Source organism: Ruegeria sp. CH5 (assembly GCF_056537025.1).
This window is the reverse complement of sequence record NZ_JBQFQT010000008.1, coordinates 18,192-42,392: the sequence shown is the minus strand read 5'-3', so window position 1 is coordinate 42,392 and position 24,201 is coordinate 18,192. Positions and strand designations below refer to the sequence as shown.

Below are 24,201 nucleotides of genomic sequence, written 5' to 3'. Positions count from 1 at the left end.
TAGCGTGTTCTCTTCTAGGCTAGAGCATTTGCAGCAACGCGCTCGATTATTTCTCGCACTACATCAAAACTTGGTGGATATGCATTCAAGCCCTCGCTTTGAGTGTTGAGCCTCGGGGAACGGACAGTAAGCGACCACCCGCTGCCGTCAATTATGGAAGGATCAAAGAATTCACGATCCCATTTGTCGACCTGAAGATCGACTAGTCACCGGATGAGGTCCGCCCATCCCTGATTTTTTTAGGTCAAGATGATTGGCACGGGCGGTGGCCCAGGCATATCAAAAATCTCAAATCTGATGATTTGGCCTTTCAAGAAACCGGGCTCCCTGCATGCTCTTCGGGCGCAATCTGCTCAAACAATTCTCGCCACCGCACTGGTGATCGCCTCTTTGAAATGTCCACTGTCGCAATCGTAAGGGGCAACTCAGAACCCGTCACAGACCATCTGCGCAGGACGCCCTCCGATCTTCTCAAGGCAGCGTGGTGCGGATACAGGAGCACGAGCCGAGGTCTTGCTCCGTTAGCCGCATAACTATGGCCATAGGCAAGCATCTGATAGATGTCGGACTGAGCAATGCCAAGCTTCTGAGTGTCACCAGTATCGAGCTGCTTCCACTTCGTATCGATGATGACCGGCTCGTTTTTGTATTCGATGACAATGTCAGGAATCATGCGGAAGAGTTGGTTGCTCAGCGCATGATGTTTGAAATGCTGTTTATGAACGATACCTCGACCAAGTGTCTGTTGAGCACGCCGAGCAATATAGCGTTCAAACAGGTCGTTCATCGGGAACAATAGTGCTGTCCCGGTCGTGTTTCCCGAAGTTGTGTTTTGCCAGTCACCGCTTAGCAAAAGTCGCGCCAAAGGTATGATGTCTGCAAACGCTGCTGCGCTTCGATCACTCTGAATTAGTTCCGCAAGTGGTCTGTTGGATCGGCCAACGTGCCGGAACGCATCGAGGATTATTTGCAGGAGCCTTTGCGTCTCAGAACTCCTACTGATACCACGCAAGCGCAGCGAGGCTGCTTTCAGTAGACGGTTCAGCGGCGTGTTTTCCGACAGTTCATCGAATTCACAGAAGAGCTTTGTCGGCGCGACAGGTCGCTTAGTTAGCTGTTGCCCGATGTTGATGTTGCCACGCACAAATGGAAGGTCATCCTCGTGCCGCATGTAGTGGCGCTGTAGCCCGCCCTTCATCGCTTTTGTCAGCCTGCGGGCGAAAAGCGCAATAAGTAGTTCCAAAAGGTCTCGTCGCTGCGTCTGAAGCTGTGCCAACTCGCCATCTGAAACCCGAAGATCGTTCACCACGGAAAGCATTCGGATAAGAGCAAGTCGGCTCTCCGACCCAGTGCCATCGATTTTTGGGAGGATTTCCAAAGATCGGCTCTGGAAACTCAAGACACCGCAGACTTGACCCGCCTTGAGCCCTCCAACCACACGATTGAGTACAGCGCCTTCTGCCAGCCTTAGGTCTCTAGCAGCTCGTTCAGCTGTTTTTAGAAATGTCTCGGCCTCATGCTGCCGAAGGCCATCGTCACCAATTGGGAAGACGCCCCACTCGCGCTTGATCAATGTCGACTGATGCTTGGCGGATTGGGCCATAAGTGGTCAGCCCGTCTGCTGCTGCACAGAACTGATCAGTTCCTCATAGGCCTCACGCCCGTATTGACCGAGTTCAAGATAGTTATCGACATATCTAAACCGTTCATCCTCGTAGGCATCATCGACACCGGGTGGGGATGAGATGCGCTCTCTGCGAAGGAAGGCGTTTCCACCTCCGAGAATAGCCCGCACGCGACCGAGGTCCTCGTGAAAGTACTCTCGCAAAAGCGGGATGATCTTGTTAGCGATCACCTCGTCTAGCTGCTCCAAGCTTTCGACGCTCGTGAAGTATCCGTGGCCAATCAGATGATCTGCGCCGAGATACCATTCGAGGCGTTTGTTGATTGCCTCAAGCACGCTGTCCAAACCGATATCTTCAACCACGATGTCGCTAAGAATTTCCGGCTTGGGGGGAAGCTCTTCGAAGCGGAAACGGCGACGGAGGGCAGTGTCGAGCAGTGCAATCGACCGGTCAGCAGTGTTCATTGTCCCAACAATGTGCAGGTTCGGTGGGAGCGTGAAGCGATCCCCCGAATAAGGCAACGTAACAGTCAATTCGTTGAGAGCACTCGCTCGCTTGTCTTCTTCAAGTAGCGTGATCAGTTCGCCTAAGACCTTGGAGATATTGGCCCGGTTGATCTCGTCGATAATCAACACATGGGGAGGGTGCGGGGCATCGGTCGTTGCGGGCTCAAGGTATGCGAGCAGGTTGGGCCAGTTAATCTTGTTGGGAAACAGCTGATAGATCGATTGCTGCGAGAAATTGCTCGCGTATATGTCGTCGACCTCGATGCCACTGTCGTCGTCCGCCTGCCAACGCCATTCAACTTCCCTGCGGTGATGGTAACGAGCATCGGGATCGAATTTGTATGGGCCGGACACGACGCCGACCGCACGAACCCTTTTGTTACCCTGGCTGGCAATGACGATATCACCAGGCCGCATGTTGTTGCGTAGCTGGTTGAGCATCTCGATGTTTGGGTTCTTGCCCGTTGCTTCTTCCTCACCCGGTTCTTCACGCCAACGATCATAGACGGCGTTGTAGCTTCCGAATTTGGGGTCGGACCAGTCGATCTTGCCGCCGTAGCCCAGAGAGACTAAACCCTTTTCATAAGCCTCGGTTCGAATGTCTTCGTCCTCAGGGTCCCATGCTCGACCCAGCGACACCTTGAATATTCGCCGGTCAGAATAATCCGCTTGAGTGTTCGCCTTTGCAGGGCGCTGTCGTGCCCGCTCCGCGATGCGCTTCAGTACCCCTGGACGAGCAACCAGCCTAAACCCTGCCGACTGCACGCCATCCGTATCATCATCGTTGCCAGTTTCGGGCCGGAGTCCCTCGATGAACTCCTCGTAGCTGTAACTCTGATGGAATGTGACAAATTCAATTCGTCGCTCCTGATAGAGTTCGTCATATCGCTTCATGACATCTTCACGTTTCGTAGGGGCATGACCATCGCATATCAAAACTGCCCTCTTCGCGGTTTCATAGGTCTTTCCGGTCCCCGGAGGCCCATAAAGGATTGTATTGAGTGAACGTGAGGCAGGTCGCTTAACGCTACCGTCATCTCCATTTCTGGCATCTGCCTTCTTCGGAGGTGTGACAACAGCGTCCGGAGATGGCTTCCACCGTTCGACGACACCTTCCATATAGAAATCGATGGGTTTGCCCAGTTCGCCTTCGAGGCTTTGCCGAAGCTCTTTCAGCGATTGGTCGATTTCGACGAGATCGCGCTTCCGTACGTCTTTAAGAGGAACGTCCTCAAAGGCCGCAAGGATTGCGTGCTTGTCGCGAGCAGTGCTTATGCGCTCGAAGTCATCTGGGAACAGTAGGTTGGCAAGGATGTGCCTAAACTGCCGGTTTTCGCCATCAGAGACCGAGGTTAGCCAACGAGCGAAGTCCCAAGATGATGACGCAAGCTGTGTTTGTTCCTCCGGGGGTTTCGTCTTGAATTCACGCAATGCGTTGATTGCGAAAACGAACTCACGCCAACGGTGAGTGTTGTATGCTGTGCCTGTGTGCCCGAGGCCGCCCAACGTAGCATCGGAAAGCATCGGCTGGTCTTCTGGGAGAGTTTCTCCAGACCATGACCAAATTAGCTGAACATCTTTCCGTTTCTTGGGTTCTGAGATGCGTGAAGCGAACAGCAGTATGAGCCAGTGAAGCTCTGACATAAGCTGTTTACACTGCGGCGAGCCACCGGAAAGCTGCGCCTCTAGCTTCTCAAAGAAGTCACCTTCTCCCGCGTCCAGGTTCTGGACAAAACGTTCATCGAGCTCGTCGAGGAGCTCTTTGGTCCATAGATTGTTATTAGAAGAGAAGATTGAGCCGTCACCGAGGAGGCAGGTGTCAAGCCAGGTTTCAGCTGCTGCGTAAACGGCTTCTGCGCTTTCTTCATGTGGGTTAAATCGTGCCATTTTTGCTCGCGTTTATTAAGTCAGGAAGCCGAATGAAAACATAAGCATAACGTAAATCGCACGAACATGCACCTTTGCATAGCGCCGTAATAAAGCTGAGTGGTGAGGTGCTCCAAACTTCTTAGACACATGCCTTTTCCAGTTTGAGCTGTCTTTCCTCGAAACCAACGGGCGACAGCAAGCAGGGTTTGTACGCGCACTCTGACGGAAAGTCCGCTTCCTCATCGAGACAAGGGCGCGGGCGCACTCGCAGAGAATGTCTGGAAACTGCCGTTCGCGTTAATAGCGCCAGAGAAAGACAGGTAACTTTGCCTTGATGATTGTCTAGATTTTCTTGAGCCTAGAGTATCAGCGACATCTTATGGAAAACATCTGTATTCCAGCGGTTTCAAAAGCGAACAAAAACTAAATCTTAGGTCGTCCCCCAATTACTTCGTCTAAAAGAAACCAAATTGTTGAGTTAAGAACACATTTTTCAACGGCCCGTTTTGCCGCCTATTTTTCTCTCGGATCAAAACGACCAGCAGCCTCTTCCGCCTTTAAACCTGCTGCCACAAGCGCCCGGATCGCAGCAGAGCGTCCATAGATCGAATTCTGGTGAGTATACTTTCGAATGAGTGCCAGCTCATCTTCGGTCATTAGTATTTGCAACCTCTTAGGAGGTGTATCTGACAGTTTTTCCATAACGCATAGCTACCACTATACACACTGTGCGTCAAATGTTGACACACCACTCGAATCATCATACACACAATACACACCATGTAATGCTTAAAGTTCAGGAGGCAGCAATGCTCTCAAATCTCCAGACTCAGTTTCATCGAATGCATGAAGTTTGCGTAGTTTTGTACGTATGCAATTTTGTGTTGGAGTATGCGCAGAAAGCGTACGGAATCTAGCAATCCGATCTTCGGCCGAAACGCCGCTAGCACGAACCGGTTTGCCAAAAGTATGCCAATAACCAATACCGCCCAAAAAATGCCAGTAAAATATGGGACTTCAGACTATGTAGGTCCAATCCATCACTGGGGGCATCGAGGTCCAATTTTTGGAGGTCATCGTGGCGTTCCGGAGCGTTTGCCTTATTGAAGGTGCCGGAATGGTAGCCTGCTACCGATATGACGCCGCAAACCATCGACCAAGCCAAAGGCACAAATACCTTAACATTTGATAAACCTGACAAAGTTTAAAACTGGGCACGACAACAATAGAGGCACAGCCCATGCAGGTTTCGATAAAAGACTTAGAAAATTACAAGATCTATGTAGCAAAGGCTATTCAAAGTCGGGCAGACGGTGAATTTTACATACCAATCTTTGAAAGACTTGAGCGAGAAATCAACGACCGGCGTCAAAACCTAGATACGATGTCCAGAATACGAGCTATCGCGAACATGGGTTAGCTTGCAGCCCAAGCTTCCCATTAACTCACCAACATCCTGAATGCCGCTGACGTCTCGTCGGCGGCATTTTTTTTCTTGAAGCTCTCAGCATTAACAAGTGAGTGGCTTCTTTTCATCAATAAGTGCAGAGGTGGGCTTGGAGCATTCCGACCATCTTTGCATCGATTCTGGGCTTTGTTTAGGTAGGAATTTCTGCTTGCCATGTGGCGACAAGGAAACACGCAAAAAGACCCTAGTGTGCTACAAAATGTGATACAGCTGCCGCACGAGAAACTACCTGTTTCTCTAGTAAACTTAACAGAAACAACGGGTTAGTTAAATATTGTACATGAGTTATGGTGCCCAGGAGAGGACTCGAACCTCCACGTCCATACGGACACTAGCACCTGAAGCTAGCGCGTCTACCAATTCCGCCACCTGGGCAGGTGTCGTGGAGGGGCGTTTAAGCCTACTCGCCGAGGGCGTCAACAGGATTCGAACGGATTATCGAAAGTTTTTTTTCGGTCACCTTCTCGCGGCGCGATCCCGTCGGTTCCGGCAGTGTTTTTTGCCTTATGCGCGGCGTTATTGCGCCTTGTTTGCCGGGCTTTGGAGCGGTAGATCGGAACAAGACCTACACAGCAGGAGCCCAACCATGTCCAAACTGGTCACGATTTACGGTGGATCGGGATTCGTCGGCCGCTATATCGCGCGACGCATGGCGAACGAAGGGTGGCGTGTACGGGTGGCGGTCCGCCGTCCGAACGAGGCAATCTTCGTCAAGACCTATGGCGTCGTGGGCCAGGTCGAGCCCATTCTGTGCAATATCCGCGACGATGCCTCGGTGGCCAGTGCGATGCATGGCGCCGATGCGGTCGTCAACTGCGTGGGCGTTCTGAACGAACTGGGCAAGAATGGATTTGGCGCCGTGCAAGCCGAAGGCGCGGGCCGCATCGCCCGTCTGGCGGCCGAGCAAGGCATTTCCCGTATGGTCCACATTTCGGCCATCGGTGCTGACGCGAATTCCGACAGCGAATACGCCCGCACCAAGGCGGCAGGTGAGGCTGCCGTGCTGACCCATATCCCCGATGCCGTGATCCTGCGACCCTCGGTGATCTTCGGGACCGAAGATCAGTTCTTCAACCGTTTCGCCGGCATGACCCGTATCTCGCCCTTCCTACCGATCTTTGGTGCCGACACCCGGTTCCAGCCGGTGTTTGTGGATGACGTGGCGCAGGCCGCGGTCAAGGGTGTGTTGGGTCAGGCCGCACCGGGCGTCTACGAATTGGGTGGGCCTGAGGCCAAGACCTTCCGTGAGCTGATGCAGCAGATGCTCGGGGTGATCCACCGCCGCCGCATCATCATCGGTCTGCCGTTCTGGGTTGGGCGGATCATGGCCGGGGTTCTGGACATGCTGAAATTCATCAGCTTCCAGCTGTTTCCGAACAACATTCTGACCCGCGACCAGTTGAAGAACCTGCGCCGTGACAATGTGGTGTCCGAAGGAGCAAAAGGTTTTGCCGATCTGGGGATCGAGCCTGCTTCGCTGGAATCGGTTTTGCCGGAATACCTGTGGAAATTCCGCCCTTCGGGTCAGTACGACGACATCCAGAACTCGGCCCGGAACCTGCGCATCTGATCAGCTGTAAGCGACAATCAGCAGGATCGTACCGAGGATCACGCGATAGATCACATATGGCGTGAAGCTGACGCTACGCAGCAGACGCATCATCAGGTTCAGCGCCAACAGGGCCGAAACAAAGGCGAACACGGCTGCAATGGCGCTGTCCTTGGCCAGCTGAGCGTTGGCCTGCCCGATCACGTCCAACGACAGCAGCGCGCCCGAGGCGATGATTGTCGGGATTGACATCAGCATCGCGATGCGCGCGCCGTCCTCGCGGGTATACCCCAAGTGTCGCGCGCCGGTGATGCAGATCCCCGACCGCGAGGTGCCGGGAATCAGCGCCAGGACCTGCCATAGACCCAAAATAACCGCGTCACGCAGCCCCCAGTCGCCGGCCTCTTTGGTCTGGGGGCCTTTTTGGTCCATCCAATACAGCAGCAGTCCGAAGCCCAACATCGTCCACCCGATCACCGCCACGGACCGCATCGCACTGCTGAGGCCGGTCAGGTGCAGGATGGCACCAACAATAACGGTCGGGATGGTGGCTACGATCAACGCCAGGGCCAGTCGGGACTGTGGGGTGTCGATGCGCCCGCGCAAAGCACGTGGCAGGCCCGCAAGGGCCAGTTTCACGTCGCTCCAGAAATACAGAACCACCGCGCCCAATGTGCCCACATGCACCGCGACGTCGATGGCCAGGCCCTGGTCTTCCATTCCGGTGAGGCTTGGCAGCAGGATCAGGTGGCCTGATGACGAAATCGGCAGAAACTCGGTGATCCCCTGGATGATCGCCACCAGAATCAGCTGAAAAAGACTCATCTGCCCGCCCGTGTTTGCGCCCGTGTTCTTTGCATTCAAGGCGTATAAGCGCGATCAGCAAAAGGAAAGTCATGATTTAGGTCCGAAGTGGTCCTAAAAATGAACAGAAAGTCGCCCAAAGAGATCGATCTTTCCGATTTTTTCCAATTTAGGTCAGCACAATTGACTTTTCATCCGAATTGGCTTCGCATAAAGAAATCCGACCAAGCCAATTCATGGAGTCTGACCGTGGCCAAGCAACCGATGCTGAAATTTGTGCAGATCGATCGTGACATGCCTGAAAAGCGCGCCGCAACCGATCGCAGAGCGGACTTTCATGAAATCTATGCCGAATACGCCGCCGAAAAAGCCGCCGAGCAGGCCAGCCGTTGCAGCCAATGCGGTGTGCCGTATTGTCAGTCGCACTGCCCGCTGCACAACAACATCCCGGACTGGCTGCGCCTGACCGCCACCGGACGGCTTGAAGAAGCCTATCAGACCAGCCAGGCCACCAATACCTTCCCCGAGATCTGCGGACGTATATGCCCGCAGGACCGACTGTGCGAAGGCAACTGCGTGATCGAGCAATCGGGCCATGGCACTGTCACCATCGGTGCGGTCGAGAAATACATCACCGACACCGCGTGGGAGGAAGGCTGGGTCAAACCTGTCGCTCCAACCGCCGAACGCCCCGAAAGCGTCGGCATCATCGGGGGCGGACCCGGTGGTCTGGCGGCGGCGGACATGCTGCGCCGGGCCGGGATCCAGGTCACGGTCTATGACCGCTATGACCGCGCGGGCGGCCTGCTGATGTACGGCATTCCGGGCTTCAAGCTGGAAAAGGACGTGGTTCAACGCCGCAACGACCTGCTAGCCGAGGGCGGCGTCACTTTTGAACTGAACTGTGACGTCGACGCTGCCAAGTTCGCCGATATCCGCGCCAAACATGACGCCGTGATAATTGCGACGGGCGTCTACAAGTCGCGGGATCTGTCCATGCCCGGCAGTGGCCTGCCCGGTATCGAAAAGGCGATCGATTTCCTGACTGCCTCGAACCGCAAAAGCTTTGGTGACGCGGTTCCCGAGTTCGACGATGGCCGCCTGAACGCCAAGGACAAGAAGGTGGTCGTGATCGGTGGCGGTGATACTGCGATGGATTGCGTCCGAACCTCGATCCGCCAGGGCGCGACCTCGGTCAAATGTCTGTATCGCCGCGACCGGGCCAACATGCCGGGTTCACAGCGCGAAACCCAGAACGCCGAGGAAGAGGGCGTGATCTTCGAATGGCTCAGCGCGCCCAAGGGGTTTGTTGGCGATGAGCGGGTCACCGGCGTGATGGTGCAGAAGATGCGCCTGGGCCAACCCGACGCCACCGGCCGCCAGGCGCCCGAAGTGATCGAGGGCGCGGATTACGTCGAAGAGGCCGATCTGGTCATCAAGGCGCTGGGCTTCGAGCCCGAGGACCTGCCCACCCTGTTTGGCCAGCCCGACCTGCCCGTGACCCGCTGGGGCACCATCAAGGCCGCGTTCGAAACCGGCGAGACCGAGATGGACGGCGTCTATGCCATCGGTGACATCGTGCGCGGTGCCTCGCTGGTGGTCTGGGCGATCCGCGACGGCCGTGACTGCGCCCAGGCCATCATTGACCGGTTCAACGGCAAGGCCGCGCTTGCGGCCGAGTGACCCCGCAGCCCAGCGACAGGAGGGATAGGATGCCCGAATTGCAAGGCCAATGCATGTGCGGCGCGGTCACTGTGACCGCGACCCCCGCCCGCGACGCGCTGGGCGCCTGCCATTGCGACATGTGCCGCCGCTGGACCAGCAGCGCTCTGGTCACCTTTCCGGCCCAGCCGGGCTATGCGGCGCTGGGGCCAGTCAAGACCTTCACCTCGTCCGACTGGGCCGAACGCGCCTTCTGCGAAGAATGCGGCTCGGCCCTGTGGTACCGGATCACCCTGCCGGGCGAGATGCACGGCCAGACACAGATCGCGGCCGGCCTGTTCGACAACGCGGCCGGCAACACGCTGAAACTTGAACTTTACATCGACAAGAAGCCCGAGGGTTACGCGTTCGCAGGTGAACGCCGTCAGATGACCGAAGCCGAGGTCATGGCCATGTACGCCCCGTCGGAAGAAGGAGACAGCCAATGACGAAATATGATGCCGATTGGGTCCGGGCCGAGGAAGCCAAGCGCAAGTGGATGGCCGAAAATGGCCTGTATTCCGAGCAGGAAGAGCATTCCTCTTGCGGGGTCGGCCTGGTGGTTTCGGTTGACGGCAAGAAAAGCCGCAAGGTGGTCGAGGCCGGGATCAATGCGCTCAAGGCGATCTGGCACCGCGGCGCGGTGGATGCCGACGGCAAGACCGGCGACGGCGCGGGCATCCATGTGCAGATCCCGGCCCCTTTCTTCTATGACCAGATCCGCCGCACCGGGCACGAGCCCAAGATGGACGAGCTGATCGCCGTGGGGCAGGTGTTCCTGCCGCGCACCGATTTCGGCGCGCAGGAACGCTGCCGGACCATCGTGGAAACCGAAGTTCTGCGGATGGGTTACTACATTTATGGCTGGCGCCACGTGCCGGTGGATGTCACCTGCCTAGGCGAAAAGGCCAACGCGACCCGGCCCGAGATCGAGCAGATCCTGATCTCGAATTCCAAGGGCGTTGACGAGGACACGTTCGAGCGCGAGCTGTACGTCATCCGCCGCCGGATCGAAAAAGCCGCCGCCGCCGCGGGGATTTCGAGTTTGTACCTGGCCTCGCTCAGCTGCCGGTCGATCATCTACAAGGGCATGATGCTGGCCGAGCAGGTCGCCGTGTTCTACCCAGACCTGATGGACGAGCGTTTCGAGTCGGCCTTTGCCATCTATCATCAGCGCTATTCCACCAACACCTTCCCGCAATGGTGGCTGGCGCAGCCGTTCCGGATGCTGGCGCATAACGGCGAGATCAACACGCTGAAGGGCAACATCAACTGGATGAAAAGCCACGAGATCCGCATGGCCTCGGCGACCTTCGGCGACTATGCCGAAGACATCAAGCCGATCATCGCCGGTGGGTCGTCGGATTCGGCGGCGCTGGATTCGGTGTTCGAGGTTCTGGTTCGCGCGGGCCGCTCGGCCCCGATGGCCAAGACGATGCTGGTGCCGGAAAGCTGGTCGAAACAGGCGGTGGAACTGCCGCAGGCCTGGCGCGACATGTATTCCTACTGCAACTCGGTGATGGAGCCCTGGGACGGCCCCGCCGCGCTGGCCATGACGGATGGCCGCTGGGTCTGCGCCGGGCTGGACCGCAACGGCCTGCGCCCGATGCGCTATGTAGTCACCGGCGACGGTCTGGTGATCGCCGGGTCCGAGGCGGGCATGGTCCCGATCGACGAGGCCAGCGTTAAGGAAAAAGGCGCGCTGGGTCCGGGCCAGATGCTGGCCGTCGACATGAAGAAGGGCAAGCTGTACCGCGACAAGCAGATCAAGGACAAGCTGGCCGCGGCCCTGCCGTTCGGCGAATGGGTCAGCAAGATCAACGATCTGGACGAAAAGCTGGCGAAGGTCGCCGAAAAGCCGCTGTTCACCGGTGAGGAACTGCGCAAGCGCCAGATCGCGGCGGGCTACACGGTCGAGGAACTGGAGCAGATCCTCGCACCGATGGCCGAGGATGGCAAAGAAGCGATCGCCTCGATGGGCGACGACACGCCCTCGGCGGTTCTGTCCAAACAGTACCGACCGCTCAGCCATTTCTTCCGCCAGAACTTCAGTCAGGTGACCAACCCGCCCATCGACAGCCTGCGCGAATACCGCGTGATGTCGCTGAAGACGCGGTTCGGCAACCTCAAGAACGTGCTGGATGAGGACAGCAGCCAGACCGAGATCGTGGTGCTGGAAAGCCCCTTTGTCGGCAACGCCCAGTGGGAAGAACTGGTGGCGAATTTCGATGCGCCGCTGGCCGAAATCGACTGTACCTTCGAACCCGGCACCGGCGCGCTAAGCGCCGCGCTGGCGCGCATCCGCGCCGAGGCGGAAGAGGCCGTGCGTTCGGGCGCGGGTCACCTGGTGCTGACCGACCAGTATTCCGGCCCCGGCAAGGTGGCGATGCCGATGATCCTGGCCACCAGCGCGGTGCATTCGCACTTGATCCGTCAGGGCCTGCGGACCTTCTGTTCGTTGAACGTACGCTCGGCGGAATGCATCGACCCGCATTATTTCGCGGTGCTGATCGGCTGTGGCGCGACCGTGGTCAACGCCTATCTGGCCGAAGACTCGCTGGCCGACCGGATCGAACGCGGCTTGCTGGAAGGCAGCCTGACTGAAAACGTCGCGCGCTATCGGGAGGCAATCGACCAGGGCCTGCTGAAGATCATGGCCAAGATGGGCATCTCGGTGATCTCGTCCTATCGCGGCGGCCTGAATTTCGAGGCCGTGGGCCTGAGCCGCGCCATGGTGGCCGAATATTTCCCCGGCATGACCAGCCGGATCTCGGGCATCGGCGTCACCGGCATTCAGTCCAAGGCCGAAGGAATCCATGCCAAAGGCTGGGAGAGTGACCTGGACGTTCTGCCCATCGGTGGCTTCTACAAGGCCCGCAAATCGGGTGAGACCCATGCGTGGGAAGCGACCTCGATGCACATGATGCAGATGGCCTGCAACCGCGCGTCGTACGAGCTGTGGAAACAGTATTCGGCCAAGATGCAGGCGAACCCGCCGATCCACCTGCGCGACCTGATGGATTTCAAACCGTTGGGCAAGCCGATCCCAATCGAGGAGGTCGAGTCGATTACCTCGATCCGCAAGCGCTTTGTCACCCCGGGCATGTCGCTGGGCGCGCTCAGCCCCGAGGCGCACAAGACGCTGAACGTGGCGATGAACCGGATCGGCGCGAAATCCGACTCGGGTGAAGGTGGGGAAGATCCCGCACACTTCGTGCCCGAGCCGAATGGCGACAACCCCTCGGCCAAGATCAAGCAGGTGGCATCTGGCCGGTTCGGTGTGACCGCCGAATACCTCAATCAGTGCGAAGAGCTGGAAATCAAGGTGGCCCAGGGTGCAAAGCCCGGCGAGGGCGGCCAGCTGCCAGGCATGAAGGTTACCGATCTGATCGCGCGCCTGCGCCACTCGACCAAGGGCGTGACGCTGATCTCGCCGCCGCCGCACCACGACATCTACTCGATCGAGGATCTGGCGCAGCTGATCTATGACCTCAAGCAGATCAACCCGCGCGCCAAGGTGACGGTGAAACTGGTGGCGTCCTCGGGCGTGGGCACGATCGCCGCCGGGGTGGCCAAGGCCAAGGCCGACATCATCCTGATCTCGGGCCACAATGGCGGCACCGGGGCATCCCCCGCGACCAGCATCAAATATGCCGGCCTGCCGTGGGAAATGGGCCTGACCGAGGCGCATCAGGTTCTGGCGATGAACAACCTGCGCGACCGGGTAACCCTGCGGACCGATGGCGGCTTGCGCACCGGGCGCGACATCGTCATGGCGGCGATGATGGGGGCCGAGGAGTACGGCATCGGCACCGCCGCCCTGATCGCGATGGGTTGCATCATGGTGCGCCAGTGCCAGTCAAACACCTGCCCGGTGGGCGTATGTACGCAGGACGAGAGCCTGCGCGCCAAGTTCACCGGCAATGCCGACAAGGTGGTGAACCTGATCACCTTCTACGCACAGGAAGTGCGCGAGATCCTGGCCAGCCTCGGCGCACGGTCGGTCGACGAAATCATCGGTCGGGCGGATCTGCTGGCGCAGGTCAGCCGCGGCTCGGCGCATCTGGACGATCTGGACCTGAATCCGCTGCTGATCACCGTCGATGGCGCGCAAAACATCGTCTATGACCGTGACAAGCCCCGCAACGCGGTGCCTGATACGCTGGACTCTGAAATCGTGCGCGACGCTGCGCGGTTCCTGAAGGATGGCGAGAAGATGCAGCTGTCTTATGCCGTGCAGAACACGCACCGGACGGTAGGCACCCGCGTGTCCAGCCACATCGTGCAGAACTTTGGGATGCGCAACACATTCCAGCCCGACCATCTGCATGTGAAACTGCAAGGCTCGGCCGGTCAGTCGTTGGGCGCCTTCGCCGCGCCGGGGCTCAAACTGGAAGTGTCGGGTGACGCCAACGACTATGTGGGCAAGGGCCTGTCGGGCGGTACCATCGTCGTGCGCCCGCCGCAGGTCAGCCCGCTGCAGGCCGACCGGAATACGATCATCGGCAACACGGTCCTGTACGGCGCGACCGACGGGTACCTGTTCGCGGCTGGCCGTGCTGGTGAGCGCTTTGCCGTGCGCAACTCGGGTGCCACCGTGGTGGTCGAGGGCTGCGGCTCGAACGGGTGTGAGTACATGACCGGCGGCGTTGCGGTGATCCTCGGTGACATCGGTGCGAACTTTGGCGCGGGGATGACGGGTGGTATGGCCTATCTGTACGACCCCGAAGGCAAGGCGCAGTTGCTGATGAACATGGAAACCCTGGTGACCTGCCCCGTAACGGTCGAGCATTGGGAGACCCAGCTGAAGTCGCTGATCGAGCGTCACGCCGCGGAGACCGGCAGCCGCAAGGCCGCCGACATCCTGCAGCACTGGGATGTCGAGCTGTCGAACTTCCTGCAGGTCTGCCCGAAGGAGATGCTGAACAAACTCAGCTACCCGCTGAGCCACGAGGCAGCGGCGGTTCCGGCCGAGTAAGGTCGCCTGTGAAACCTGCCCCGCGTGTTTGAAAAGACACGCGGGGTTTTCCTTTCGTGCCCTCACGTTTCCGGATTTCTTGAAAAAACATTGCGTGTCGCTAGGCCTGTACACGGAAAGTTTGGATATTTCGCCAATGCTTCCGCTTGCCGCCAATTTCGCCAGGGAGTCGTCGCATGCCTACGACCTATCTTGACCAGTTCTTTGCCATGGATCCGGCCAGCCCGCCGGCAACGGGGACCCTTCTGACGGTTGAGAAGTACAATCTGGTCGACCAGAACGACGATGGTGATATCGACAGTTCCGACAATGACTCGGTCAACGGCATCGATGTCACCCGATCCTGGCCGGGCGACACGGTGACGATCAACGTGTCCGGTGTGGGAAACGTCACCTACACGGGAATCACCTTCTATCTGGCTGATGGCAGCCGCGTGTTCACCCCGACGGACGGTCAGGTGCTGCAAGAGGGGACGCTAGTCTCGACGACTTTCGTCAATACCGAAGGTCCCTTGGTGGTTCCGGGTGAGCTTGGGCCGCCGTGTTTTACTGCCGGAACAATGATAAAAACACCCGATGGATTGCGCCGCGTCGAAGATCTGCAGGCCGGTGACCTGGTCACGACGGTCGACAACGGCGCGCGGGCTCTGATCTGGGTTGGCAGAACCACCGTTGCGGCCGAGGGCAACGCCGCCCCCATCCGCTTTGCCGCGGGGGTCCTGGGACTGGACCGTGACACTCTGTTCTCGCCGCAACACCGGATGCTGATCGACGATTGGCGCGCGGCTTATTTCTACGGCCACCCTGAGGTTTTGATTGCCGCACATTCCCTGGTCAACGGCACGACGGTGACCAGGGTCGAAGGCGGCGAGGTCGAGTATTTCCACCTGTTGTTCGACCAGCACGAGATCGTCATCGCCAACGGCGCCAAAAGCGAAAGCTACTATCCCGGCCACGCCGTTACGCGGTCTGACCGGCAAACCCAGGCCGAGCTGTTGCGCCTGTTCCCGCAATTGGGAGTGGTGGAAGATGGTGGTCCGAAAACCGCCCGTCCGGTGGTGCGCCCGCGCGAAGGACGGCTGATCGCGTCATAATTCCGTTCCAAATACCGGTGCTGCGGCGTATAGCAGGAACATGGCGAAGAAAGCAGCGCGCAAATCCCGCGGTAAGTCCAAAAAGGCAACCCGGTCTCGGAAAACGGAAACGCTCATCGTTCGGATTCGGCGGTGGTTACTGCGTGTCATCGGTGCCCTGGCCGCGGCGTTCGTGGCGCTTGTATTGCTTTACACCGTGGTCAACCCGCCGATCACCCATACGATCTGGTCCGAGTGGCGCCGCCTGGGCAAGGTGGACCGGGAATGGGTCGCGATCGAGGATATGTCTCCGCACATGGCCCGGTCGGTCGTTGCGGCCGAGGATGCGAATTTCTGCCTGCATTGGGGCTTTGACGTAAACGCGATCCGCAATGCGCTTGAAGATGGTGGCAACCGCGGGGCGTCGACCATTTCTCAGCAGGTGGTCAAGAATGTCTTTCTGTGGCAGGGGCGCAGTTGGGTGCGCAAGGCGCTTGAGACCTCCATGACCCCGGTCGTCGAAATCTTCTGGAGCAAGAAGCGCATTCTCGAGGTGTATCTGAACGTGGCTGAGACCGGTGAGGGCCTGTTCGGGATCGAGGCGGCCGCCCGGAAGAATTTTGGTGTCAGTTCCGCCCAACTCAGCCCGGTGCAGGCGGCGCGTCTGGCGGCAATCCTTCCGTCACCGCGCAACCGTTCGGTCACGGACCCGTCGGTTTACACCCGCAGACGAGCTGCCGCGATCCGCGATGGAGCGGCCACCATCCGCGCAGATGGTCGCGCAGATTGCTTCGAGGATTGAAACTTCTGCCCGTCAGCGGCTATTGCTGAGCGGTACTCAATTGGTTCGAATGGATCCACATGGCGCGTTTGTTTCACGTTCCCCTGTCCCCCTTTTGTCGAAAAGTCCGCCTGTCCTTGGCGGAAAAGAAGATCGAAGTCGAATTGGTCGAGGAAAAGTACTGGGAAAAATCCCCGGACTTCTTGCGCAGAAACCCTGCGGCCAAGGTCCCGGTTCTGCGGCTGGATGGCCGGGTGATGTCAGAAAGCGCGGCGATCTGCGAATACATCGAAGAAACGCGGCCGGAACCCGCATTGATGCCGAAAACTCCGGAAGCCCGGTTCGAGGTGCGCCGTCTGGTCAGTTGGTTTGATGACAAATTCCACCACGAGGTGACATCCAAGCTGCTGTACGAGCGGGTAAACAAGAAAGTGACCGGTCAGGGCTATCCCGACAGCAAGAACGTCAAGGAAGGTGCGCGGGCGATCAAATTCCATCTGGACTACATGGCTTGGCTGCTGGATCAGCGGCGCTGGCTGGCCGGAGATCAGATGACATTGGCCGATTTTGCCGCTGCCGCGCACCTGTCGTCGCTGGATTACATTTCGGACGTGGACTGGAACCGCAGCCAGGTGGTCAAGGACTGGTACGCCAAGATCAAGTCGCGCCCCGCCTTCCGGTCGATCCTGGCGGATCAGGTGCCAGGCTTCCGCCCGCCCGCCCATTACGCCGACCTGGATTTCTGATAGGTTGGGGCAGGGGGCGGTCTGCCCCCTCTTGGCCCATTGGGCCAATTCACCCCCGAGGATATTTGGGCCAGATGAAAAGCGCGACGGCATTGAAGGACAGGTTGGTGGCGCAGGCCCGGGCCGAGGGGTTCGTATCGTGCCGGATTTGTCGTCCTTGGGACGTGCCGGAAGTGCCTGCGCGGTTGGAGGCCTTTCTGGCGGCGGGCTATCACGGGCAGATGGGCTGGATGGCCGAACGGACCCATTGGCGGGGGGATCCGGCGCAGCTGTGGCCCGAGGCGCGCTCGGTCATCATGCTGGCCGAGAGTTACACGCCGGATCATGATCCGACCGAGGTTCTGGGGCGACCCGATCGCGGGGCGATTTCGGTCTATGCGCAGAACAGGGATTACCACGATCTGGTCAAGAAGCGGCTGAAGCGGCTGGCCCGGTGGCTGATTGCCGAGGCCGGGGGCGAGGTGAAGGTGTTCGTCGATACCGCGCCGGTGCCCGAGAAGGCCTTGGGCCACGCAGCCGGGTTGGGGTGGCAGGGAAAACATACCAATCTGGTCAGCCGGGATTGGGGCAATTGGGCCTTTTTAGGGTCTGTTTTCACTACTCTGAACCTGCCAGCGGATCCTCCGGAAGTGGATCATTGCGGGTCGTGTCGGGCCTGTCTGGATGCCTGCCCTACGGATGCCTTCCCGGCGCCCTATCAGCTGGATGCGCGGCGTTGCATTTCCTATCTGACCATCGAGCACAAGGGGCCGGTGGATCAGGAGTTGCGCGGCAAGCTGGGCAACCGCATCTATGGTTGTGATGATTGTCTGGCCGCCTGCCCGTGGAACAAGTTCGCGGTGGCGGCCAGCGACATCCGCTATGCCGCGCGCCAAGACCTGATGGCGCCGCCGCTGGCGGAACTGGCCGGGTTGGACGATGCGGCGTTCCGGGCCAGATTCTCGGGTTCTCCGATCAAGCGGATCGGGCGCGACCGCTTCGTGCGCAACGTTCTGTATGCCATCGGCAATTCCGGGTTGTCGGAGTTGATTCTGGTCGCGCAGGCGCTGACCGAGGATCCCGACCCCACGGTGGCGGACGCGGCGCGCTGGGCGGTCGAACAACTGTCGTGAATGCCGCAAACAGGCTGGACGCGTCGGTTCAAACCGCTACACCCGTGACTGCGAACAGGATGGAGACCCCGATGGCGTTGGCTTTGGGCGTGGATACCGGTGGAACCTACACCGATGCGGTGCTGATCCGGGACGAGGAAGAGGTGATCGCCTCGGCCAAGTCCCTGACCACGCGCGAGGATCTGGCGATCGGCGTCGGGCGGGCGATCCGGGCGGTGCTGGACCAGGCGCAGGTCGCACCCGGCCAGATCTCGATGGCGTCGCTGTCGACGACGCTGGCCACGAACGCGCTGGTCGAGGGGCAGGGCGGGCGCGTCGCGCTGATCTATGTCGGGTTTCGGGATGGTGATCTGGACAGGCATGGGCTGCGCGATGCGCTGAAGGGCGACCCGGCGCTGGTGATCGCGGGCGGGCATAGCCATGCCGGGGCCGAGGCCGCGCCGTTGGATACAGGGGCGTTGACCGAATTTCTGGACCAGCAGTCCGGGATTTCCGGGTTTGCGGTTGCGGCCCAGTTTGCCACGCGCAACCCCGCGCACGAGCTTGAGGTCGCGCGGATCATCACCGAGAAGACCGGCGCGCCGGTGACGTGCTCGCATCAATTGTCGGCCAAGCTGAACGGGCCGAAACGTGCGGTGACGGCGGTGCTGAATGCACGTCTGATCGGAATGATCGACCGCTTGATCGGCCGGGCGCAGGATGTGTTGCTCGAGCTGGGCATCGACGCGCCGATGATGGTGGTGCGTGGGGATGGCGCCTTGATGAGCGCCGAGCAGGCGCGGGAGCGGCCGATCGAAACCATTCTTAGCGGTCCGGCGGCCTCGATCGTGGGGGCGCGCTGGCTGACCGGAGTTCAGGACGCGCTGGTGTCGGATATCGGAGGGACGACGACCGATGTGGCGCTGATCCGTGATGGAAAACCGGCGATCGACCCGGCGGGCGCCCGGGTCGGCGGGTTCCGCACCATGGTCGAGGCGGTGGCGATGCGCACGCATGGTCTGGGCGGTGACAGCCAGGTGCATGTGGTGACGGAGGGCCTGCGCGGCGGTGTGTTCCTGGGTCCGCGCCGGGTGCTGCCGGTGTCGCTGATCGCGGCCCAGGCGCCCGGGGTGGTCCATGCCGCGCTGGACGAGCAGTTGCGCGCGACCACGGTGGGCGAGCACGACACCCGTTTCGCCCGCCGCGTGCCCGGCATCCACGCCGAGGGTCTGGGCCCGCGCGAGGCGGGGCTGCTGGAGCGGCTGGGGGACAAGGTTATGTCCCTGAGCGCCCTGTTGCGCACGCGGATGGAAAACGGTGCTCTGACCCGGCTGGTGGATCGCGGGATCGTTCAGGTTTCGGGGGTGACGCCGTCGGATGCCAGCCACGTTCTGGGGCGCCTGTCCGATTGGGATGCCGATGCCGCGCGCAAGGCGCTGGAGTTGATTGCTCGCCGTCGTGTGGGGTCGGGCGACCGGCTGGCGGGCTCGGCCGATGAGCTGGCCGGGATGATCGTGGATCAGTTGACCGAGCAGACCGTTTTAACCTTGTTAGAGACTGCTTTTGCGGAAGAGGCCGAGGCGTTCGGCCTGCCGCCCGAGGATCTGGCGCGCCATGTGCTGACCCGGCGGGGCTTGCACGGGCATCGCGGTCTGCTGGCGTTGGACACGAGGCTGAACGTGGATGTGGTCGGGCTGGGTGCCTCGGCGCCGAGCTATTACCCGGCGGTCGGCGAGCGTCTGCGCTGTACCATGGTGCTGCCCGACAATGCCGGGGTGGCCAATGCGATCGGGGCCGTCGTGGGGCGGTTGACCATGCGGCGGGCGGGCACGGTGACCGCTCCGTCCGAAGGCCGGTACCGCGTGCATCTGAACGACGGGCCGCAGGATTTCCCCGAACCCGAACCCGCGCTGGCCCTGCTGGAGGCCGAACTGCGGCGCGAGACCGAAAGCGCCGTGCGCGAGGCCGGGGCCGAGGATATCCGCTTGATCGTCAACCGCGACATCCGCACCGCCCGGATCGAAGGCAAGGATGTCTTCGTCGAGGCGATGCTGACCGTCGAAGCCAGCGGCCGCCCGCGGGTGGCCGTCGGCTGACCTTTATTCGGCAGCGCTGCTGCGTTTGGGCAGAACCCAGTCCGGGCGCGGGAAGTGGCAGGTATAGCCGTTGGGGATACGCTGAAGATAGTCCTGATGCTCGGGCTCGGCCTCCCAGAAATCGCCCGCGGGTTCGACCTCGGTCACGACCTTGCCGGGCCACAACCCGCTGGCATCCACATCGGCGATCGTGTCCAGCGCGATCTGTTTCTGCGTTTCGTCGCAGTAGTAGATGGCCGAGCGATAGCTCATCCCAATGTCATTGCCCTGGCGGTTCACGGTGGTCGGGTCGTGGATCTGGAAGAAGAACTCGAGCAGATCGCGATAGGTGATCTGCGCGGGGTCGAACCAGATCTCGATCCCTTCGGCATGGGTGCCGTGGTTGCGATAGGTCGCGTTGGGCACGTCGCCGCCGGTATATCCGACGCGGGTGCGCAGAACGCCGGGCAGCTTGCGGATCAGGTCCTGCATGCCCCAGAAGCAGCCTCCGGCCAGAACGGCGCGTTGTTCGGTCATTTCGGGTCCTCCACTTGATCGAGGTATTCGCCATAGCCCTCGGCCTCCATGTCGTCACGATGGATGAACCTCAGCGCGGCGGAGTTGATGCAATAGCGTAGCCCACCCTGATCCAGCGGACCATCGGGAAACACATGGCCCAGGTGGCTGTCGCCGTGTTTTGAGCGGACCTCGGTCCGGATCATGCCCAGCGAGCGGTCCTCAAGCTCGGTGACGTGGTCATGCACGATGGGTTTGGTGAAACTGGGCCAGCCGCAGCCCGACTCGTATTTGTGGGTCGAGGCGAACAGCGGCTCGCCCGATACGATATCCACGTAAATGCCGGGTTCTTTGTTGTTCAGGTGTTTTCCGGTGCCGGGGCGTTCGGTCCCGTTGCGCTGGGTGACGTGGAATTCCTCGGGCGACAGGGCCGCGACAACCGATGGATCTTTGGTATATTCGGGCATGGGTCCTCCGGCATTGCATACGTTGCCGAGATATTTGGGGTGTGCCGCGACAAAAGCAAAGCCCTGTTTCACCCGGCTCGCGCGATCGTGCGGGTGATCTGCCGCCGTAGTTCGAGCGTATCAATATCAAAGAGGAGGTCACGCCATGTTCAGAATGTTGCTGTTGTCTGCCTTGTTGTTGATCGGTCGAACGGTGCAGGCCGCGCCCGTATCCGGAGAGTTCCCATCGATCGATGGCGGCACGCTGTCGCTGTCGGACTGGCGCGGCCAGCCGGTTCTGGTGGTCAACACGGCCTCGCAATGCGGGTTTACCGGGCAATATGCCGGGCTGCAAAAGCTGCAGGACACCTATGGGCCCAAGGGTTTGGTGGTTTTGTCGGTCCCATCGGATTCCTTCAACCAGGAACTGGAAACCGCCAGCGAGGTCAAGGAGTTCTGCGAGTTGAACTATGACCTGACCCTGCCCATGACCGACATCACCCCCGTGACCGGCGCGCAGGCCCACCCGTTTTACAAGGCGGTCGCCGCCGAGACCGGGTTTGTGCCGGGCTGGAATTTCAACAAGATCCTGCTGAGCCCCGAAGGCGAGGTCGTGGCGACCTTTGGGTCGACGACCCGGCCGGACTCTCGCAAGCTGCGCAGTCAGGTCGAGGCGCTGCTGCGCTGAACTGGCTGGCGTGACAACTGCACGGCCAGAATGCCCAGCGTGGTGACCGCAACACCAACGGCATCCATTGCGCCCAACCGCTCACCCAGCAGAATCGCCGCGATCGCGACCCCGAACACCGGGTTGAGGAAATGGAATGTCGCCGCGCGGATCGGTCCGATCCGGTTGAGCAGCAGGAACCAGATCAGCGTGGCCAGCAGGCCGGGGAACAGGGTCGTGTAGGTGAAGGCCAGCGCCAGCGGCCAGGTTGGACGGACATAGATCGTCTCGAACAACGGGGCGGCGACGAACAGAACCGCCGAGCCGACAAACATCTGCAAACCGACGACCATCATGAAATTCCCGCCCGAGGTCGCCCCGCGCACGGCCAGCGTGGCGAAGGTCAGCGCCAGCGCGCCCAGCCCGCAGAGGGCAACGCCGAACAGGTCGATCCCGGCGCTGATCCGGCTGCTCATGATTAAGGCCACGCCAGCGAACCCGGCCAGCAGACCCAGAACACCCAGCGGGCGCAACCGTTCCCCGAACAGTAGCCAGCCGGCCAGAGCCACCAGCAGTGGCATGGTCGAGGCGATGATCGCCGCGACCGACGCCTCGACCGTTTGCATCGCATAGAAATTCAGACCCAAATACAGGGCATTCTGGCAGATTCCGAACAGGATGGTCGCGTACCATTGCGACCGCGTCAGGCGCCAACTCTGGCCCATGGCCGCGGCGATGGCGACACCGAGGAGGCCGGAAATCAGGAAGCGAACCGCCAGTGAAAACAGCGGCGAAGCATCCGCGACGATGATCCGCGCCGAGGTAAAGGCAGACGACCAGATGAAGGCAAAGGCCAGCCCCATGGCGATGGCGCGCAGATCCATGACCGCTCCTGTTTGAATGTGCGGCGACTGTTTCCGATTTTCCCGCAGGCCACAAGCGCCCGAGCGTCAAAAAAGACACATGGTGCGCGCAAGTTTTCCCTGGGCGCCGGTTTTATTGATTGACTAGCCAATTAAAGATATCCGCTCGGTGATCTGACATCTAAAGGGAGGTTTGTCGGTGCTATTGGAATACATCCTGTCATTCGGGGTCCTGCTTGCTCTTGGGCTGGTAGCGTTCTTCGTCGTGAAATGGTGGAACCTGCGGTGCGTGGGCGTGACACCTGTTCATCTGTTCACTTTCATCGCGATCCTGTTCACATCCGGCCTGGATGTCGGGCTGATCATGTTCCCGCTCACCGAATTCGGCGGCTATGCCGAAGATCCGGCCTATGCGTTCGCAAACCCGCTGGCGATCGAGTTCGGGTTCTGGGGTTTCCTGATCTGGGCCTTCTATTTCCTGACGGCATTCTATTTCTGCGTCATCGAGCCCCGAGTACAGTTCTTTGAAATCCCGGTGGTCAAGCTGATCAACAATGTGGTGATCATCGGGACCTGCGCTTTCACCGCCAGCCTGTTCCTGATCTACCTGCCCGGATACCTGCCCGAAGTTGGTGATGGCGAGTCCGTGGTGACCACGTTTTACATCATCGTATTTGTCGTCATTCTGGCCGCGGCCTATTCCTCGACTGACCTGAAATACGTGCGGATTCTTTCTGTCGGCTCGACGTTTCTGTTTCTGGCGCTGATCCTCGGCATGTGGGCCGCGGCCGGTATGGGCGTTGCGGGTTTCGTGGAAACCAGCAGCAATATCGGGGCGTATTTCGCCAATATCCACAAGTTCATACTGCCTCTGACCGACTATCACGCCTTCTACCTGTTCTGGTGGTTTGCCTGGTCGATCATGATCGGTCAGTTCACCTCGCGCTTTGTCGGAGGGCTGACCACTTGGCAATTGCTGGCGGCGTTGCTGATCTTTCCGTCGATCCCCTTGGCGATCTGGTTCAGCGTGCTTTACTACTATCACCTGAACGGCATCAGCACCGCAGGCATCACCAACATCGCGATGGTGATCGTCGGCGTGACCTTCGTGATCAACTCACTGGACTCGCTGATCAGGCTCTATACCGACAACCTGAACATGACGGTCGAACGCTTCGGAAAGACGGCCTATGTTGCCGGAAACGTGGTGCTTCTGTTTGTGCTGACGCTTCTGTTCCAGAGCCAGTGGCTGCAGATTCAGTGGATCGGCGCCGTGGTGGTTGGCCTCTACCTCGCCTGCGTGGTCTATATCCTGATCGTCAAGCGCACAGAGGTGATGAGCATCGACTCGATGCCCGAAGATCGGGATCTGGATTTCCACAAGGTCGAGACTGTTCACTGACCTCGGCCCACGCCAACACCGGGTTCGGCCCGCCGGACCCG

At 59.7% G+C, this 24,201-nt stretch carries 18 protein-coding genes and 1 tRNA gene; 11 read left to right on the top strand and 8 right to left on the bottom strand.

Annotated elements, in window-relative coordinates; translation table 11 throughout:
• Positions 1-310: 310 nt before the first annotated feature.
• The 4 genes from ACR0JC_RS18425 to ACR0JC_RS18410 form a co-directional block, all read right to left on the bottom strand.
• A complete protein-coding gene (locus ACR0JC_RS18425) occupies positions 311-1,573 on the bottom strand; it encodes an McrC family protein (RefSeq protein WP_170342509.1) in 1,263 nt (420 codons plus the stop codon).
• A 36-nt stretch (positions 1,574-1,609) separates the two neighbouring features.
• Entirely contained in the window at positions 1,610-4,018 is a 2,409-nt protein-coding gene (locus tag ACR0JC_RS18420) for an AAA family ATPase (RefSeq protein ID WP_093963818.1), read from the bottom strand.
• A gap of 495 nt (positions 4,019-4,513) precedes the next feature.
• On the bottom strand, positions 4,514-4,657 hold the full coding sequence (locus ACR0JC_RS18415) for a hypothetical protein (RefSeq protein WP_170368957.1): 144 nt from the start codon (positions 4,655-4,657) through the stop codon (positions 4,514-4,516).
• A gap of 1,099 nt (positions 4,658-5,756) precedes the next feature.
• Positions 5,757-5,843, bottom strand: a tRNA-Leu gene (locus ACR0JC_RS18410).
• A 211-nt stretch (positions 5,844-6,054) separates the two neighbouring features.
• Between ACR0JC_RS18410 and ACR0JC_RS18405 the strand changes: the two genes are divergently transcribed.
• Complete coding sequence (locus tag ACR0JC_RS18405; protein ID WP_170342505.1) at positions 6,055-7,038, top strand: complex I NDUFA9 subunit family protein; 984 nt, start codon at positions 6,055-6,057, stop codon at positions 7,036-7,038.
• Here ACR0JC_RS18405 and ACR0JC_RS18400 read toward each other — a convergent pair whose 3' ends face one another.
• Positions 7,039-7,842, bottom strand: coding sequence for an undecaprenyl-diphosphate phosphatase (locus tag ACR0JC_RS18400; protein ID WP_170342503.1), 804 nt, complete (start codon positions 7,840-7,842; stop codon positions 7,039-7,041).
• 228 nt (positions 7,843-8,070) lie between these two features.
• Here ACR0JC_RS18400 and ACR0JC_RS18395 point away from each other — a divergent pair, with 228 nt between their 5' ends.
• The 8 genes from ACR0JC_RS18395 (at position 8,071) to ACR0JC_RS18360 (ending at position 20,287) form a co-directional block, all read left to right on the top strand.
• Positions 8,071-9,504, top strand: a complete 1,434-nt coding sequence (locus ACR0JC_RS18395) for an NAD(P)-dependent oxidoreductase (protein WP_170342501.1) — start codon at positions 8,071-8,073, stop codon at positions 9,502-9,504.
• 29 nt (positions 9,505-9,533) lie between these two features.
• The gene (locus tag ACR0JC_RS18390; protein WP_005979708.1) at positions 9,534-9,971 is read left to right on the top strand and encodes a GFA family protein; all 438 of its coding nucleotides are present in this window, start codon (positions 9,534-9,536) and stop codon (positions 9,969-9,971) included.
• Entirely contained in the window at positions 9,968-14,500 is a 4,533-nt protein-coding gene (gene gltB / locus ACR0JC_RS18385) for a glutamate synthase large subunit (protein ID WP_170342499.1), read from the top strand. Before ACR0JC_RS18390 ends, gltB begins: the two co-directional genes overlap by 4 nt.
• A gap of 176 nt (positions 14,501-14,676) precedes the next feature.
• Positions 14,677-15,594: a Hint domain-containing protein gene (locus ACR0JC_RS18380; protein ID WP_480764010.1), complete on the top strand. Its 918-nt coding sequence runs from the start codon at positions 14,677-14,679 to the stop codon at positions 15,592-15,594.
• Between the two features lie 40 nt (positions 15,595-15,634).
• Complete coding sequence (gene mtgA, locus ACR0JC_RS18375; protein WP_480764009.1) at positions 15,635-16,375, top strand: monofunctional biosynthetic peptidoglycan transglycosylase; 741 nt, start codon at positions 15,635-15,637, stop codon at positions 16,373-16,375.
• 59 nt (positions 16,376-16,434) lie between these two features.
• Positions 16,435-17,100, top strand: a complete 666-nt coding sequence (gene fzlA, locus ACR0JC_RS18370) for an FtsZ-binding protein FzlA (protein WP_093963811.1) — start codon at positions 16,435-16,437, stop codon at positions 17,098-17,100.
• A 74-nt stretch (positions 17,101-17,174) separates the two neighbouring features.
• Positions 17,175-18,212 (top strand): tRNA epoxyqueuosine(34) reductase QueG, encoded by a 1,038-nt coding sequence (gene queG, locus ACR0JC_RS18365; protein WP_170342493.1) that lies wholly within the window; start codon positions 17,175-17,177, stop codon positions 18,210-18,212.
• A 71-nt stretch (positions 18,213-18,283) separates the two neighbouring features.
• On the top strand, positions 18,284-20,287 hold the full coding sequence (locus tag ACR0JC_RS18360) for a hydantoinase/oxoprolinase N-terminal domain-containing protein (RefSeq protein WP_170342888.1): 2,004 nt from the start codon (positions 18,284-18,286) through the stop codon (positions 20,285-20,287).
• A 3-nt stretch (positions 20,288-20,290) separates the two neighbouring features.
• On the opposite strand, the gene msrA is transcribed toward ACR0JC_RS18360, so the two are convergent.
• Positions 20,291-20,803 (bottom strand): peptide-methionine (S)-S-oxide reductase MsrA, encoded by a 513-nt coding sequence (gene msrA / locus ACR0JC_RS18355; protein ID WP_170342491.1) that lies wholly within the window; start codon positions 20,801-20,803, stop codon positions 20,291-20,293.
• A complete protein-coding gene (gene msrB / locus ACR0JC_RS18350) occupies positions 20,800-21,249 on the bottom strand; it encodes a peptide-methionine (R)-S-oxide reductase MsrB (RefSeq protein WP_170342488.1) in 450 nt (149 codons plus the stop codon). Before msrB ends, msrA begins: the two co-directional genes overlap by 4 nt.
• Positions 21,250-21,394: 145 nt before the next feature.
• Between msrB and ACR0JC_RS18345 the strand changes: the two genes are divergently transcribed.
• Entirely contained in the window at positions 21,395-21,916 is a 522-nt protein-coding gene (locus ACR0JC_RS18345; protein ID WP_170342486.1) for a glutathione peroxidase, read from the top strand.
• Here the strand turns inward: ACR0JC_RS18345 and ACR0JC_RS18340 are convergent.
• Positions 21,892-22,779, bottom strand: coding sequence for a DMT family transporter (locus tag ACR0JC_RS18340; protein WP_170342483.1), 888 nt, complete (start codon positions 22,777-22,779; stop codon positions 21,892-21,894). The genes ACR0JC_RS18345 and ACR0JC_RS18340 overlap by 25 nt on opposite strands.
• A 184-nt stretch (positions 22,780-22,963) precedes the next feature.
• On the opposite strand from ACR0JC_RS18340, the gene ACR0JC_RS18335 reads away from it, so the two are divergent.
• Entirely contained in the window at positions 22,964-24,160 is a 1,197-nt protein-coding gene (locus ACR0JC_RS18335) for a BCCT family transporter (RefSeq protein ID WP_170342886.1), read from the top strand.
• Positions 24,161-24,201 lie beyond the last annotated feature (41 nt).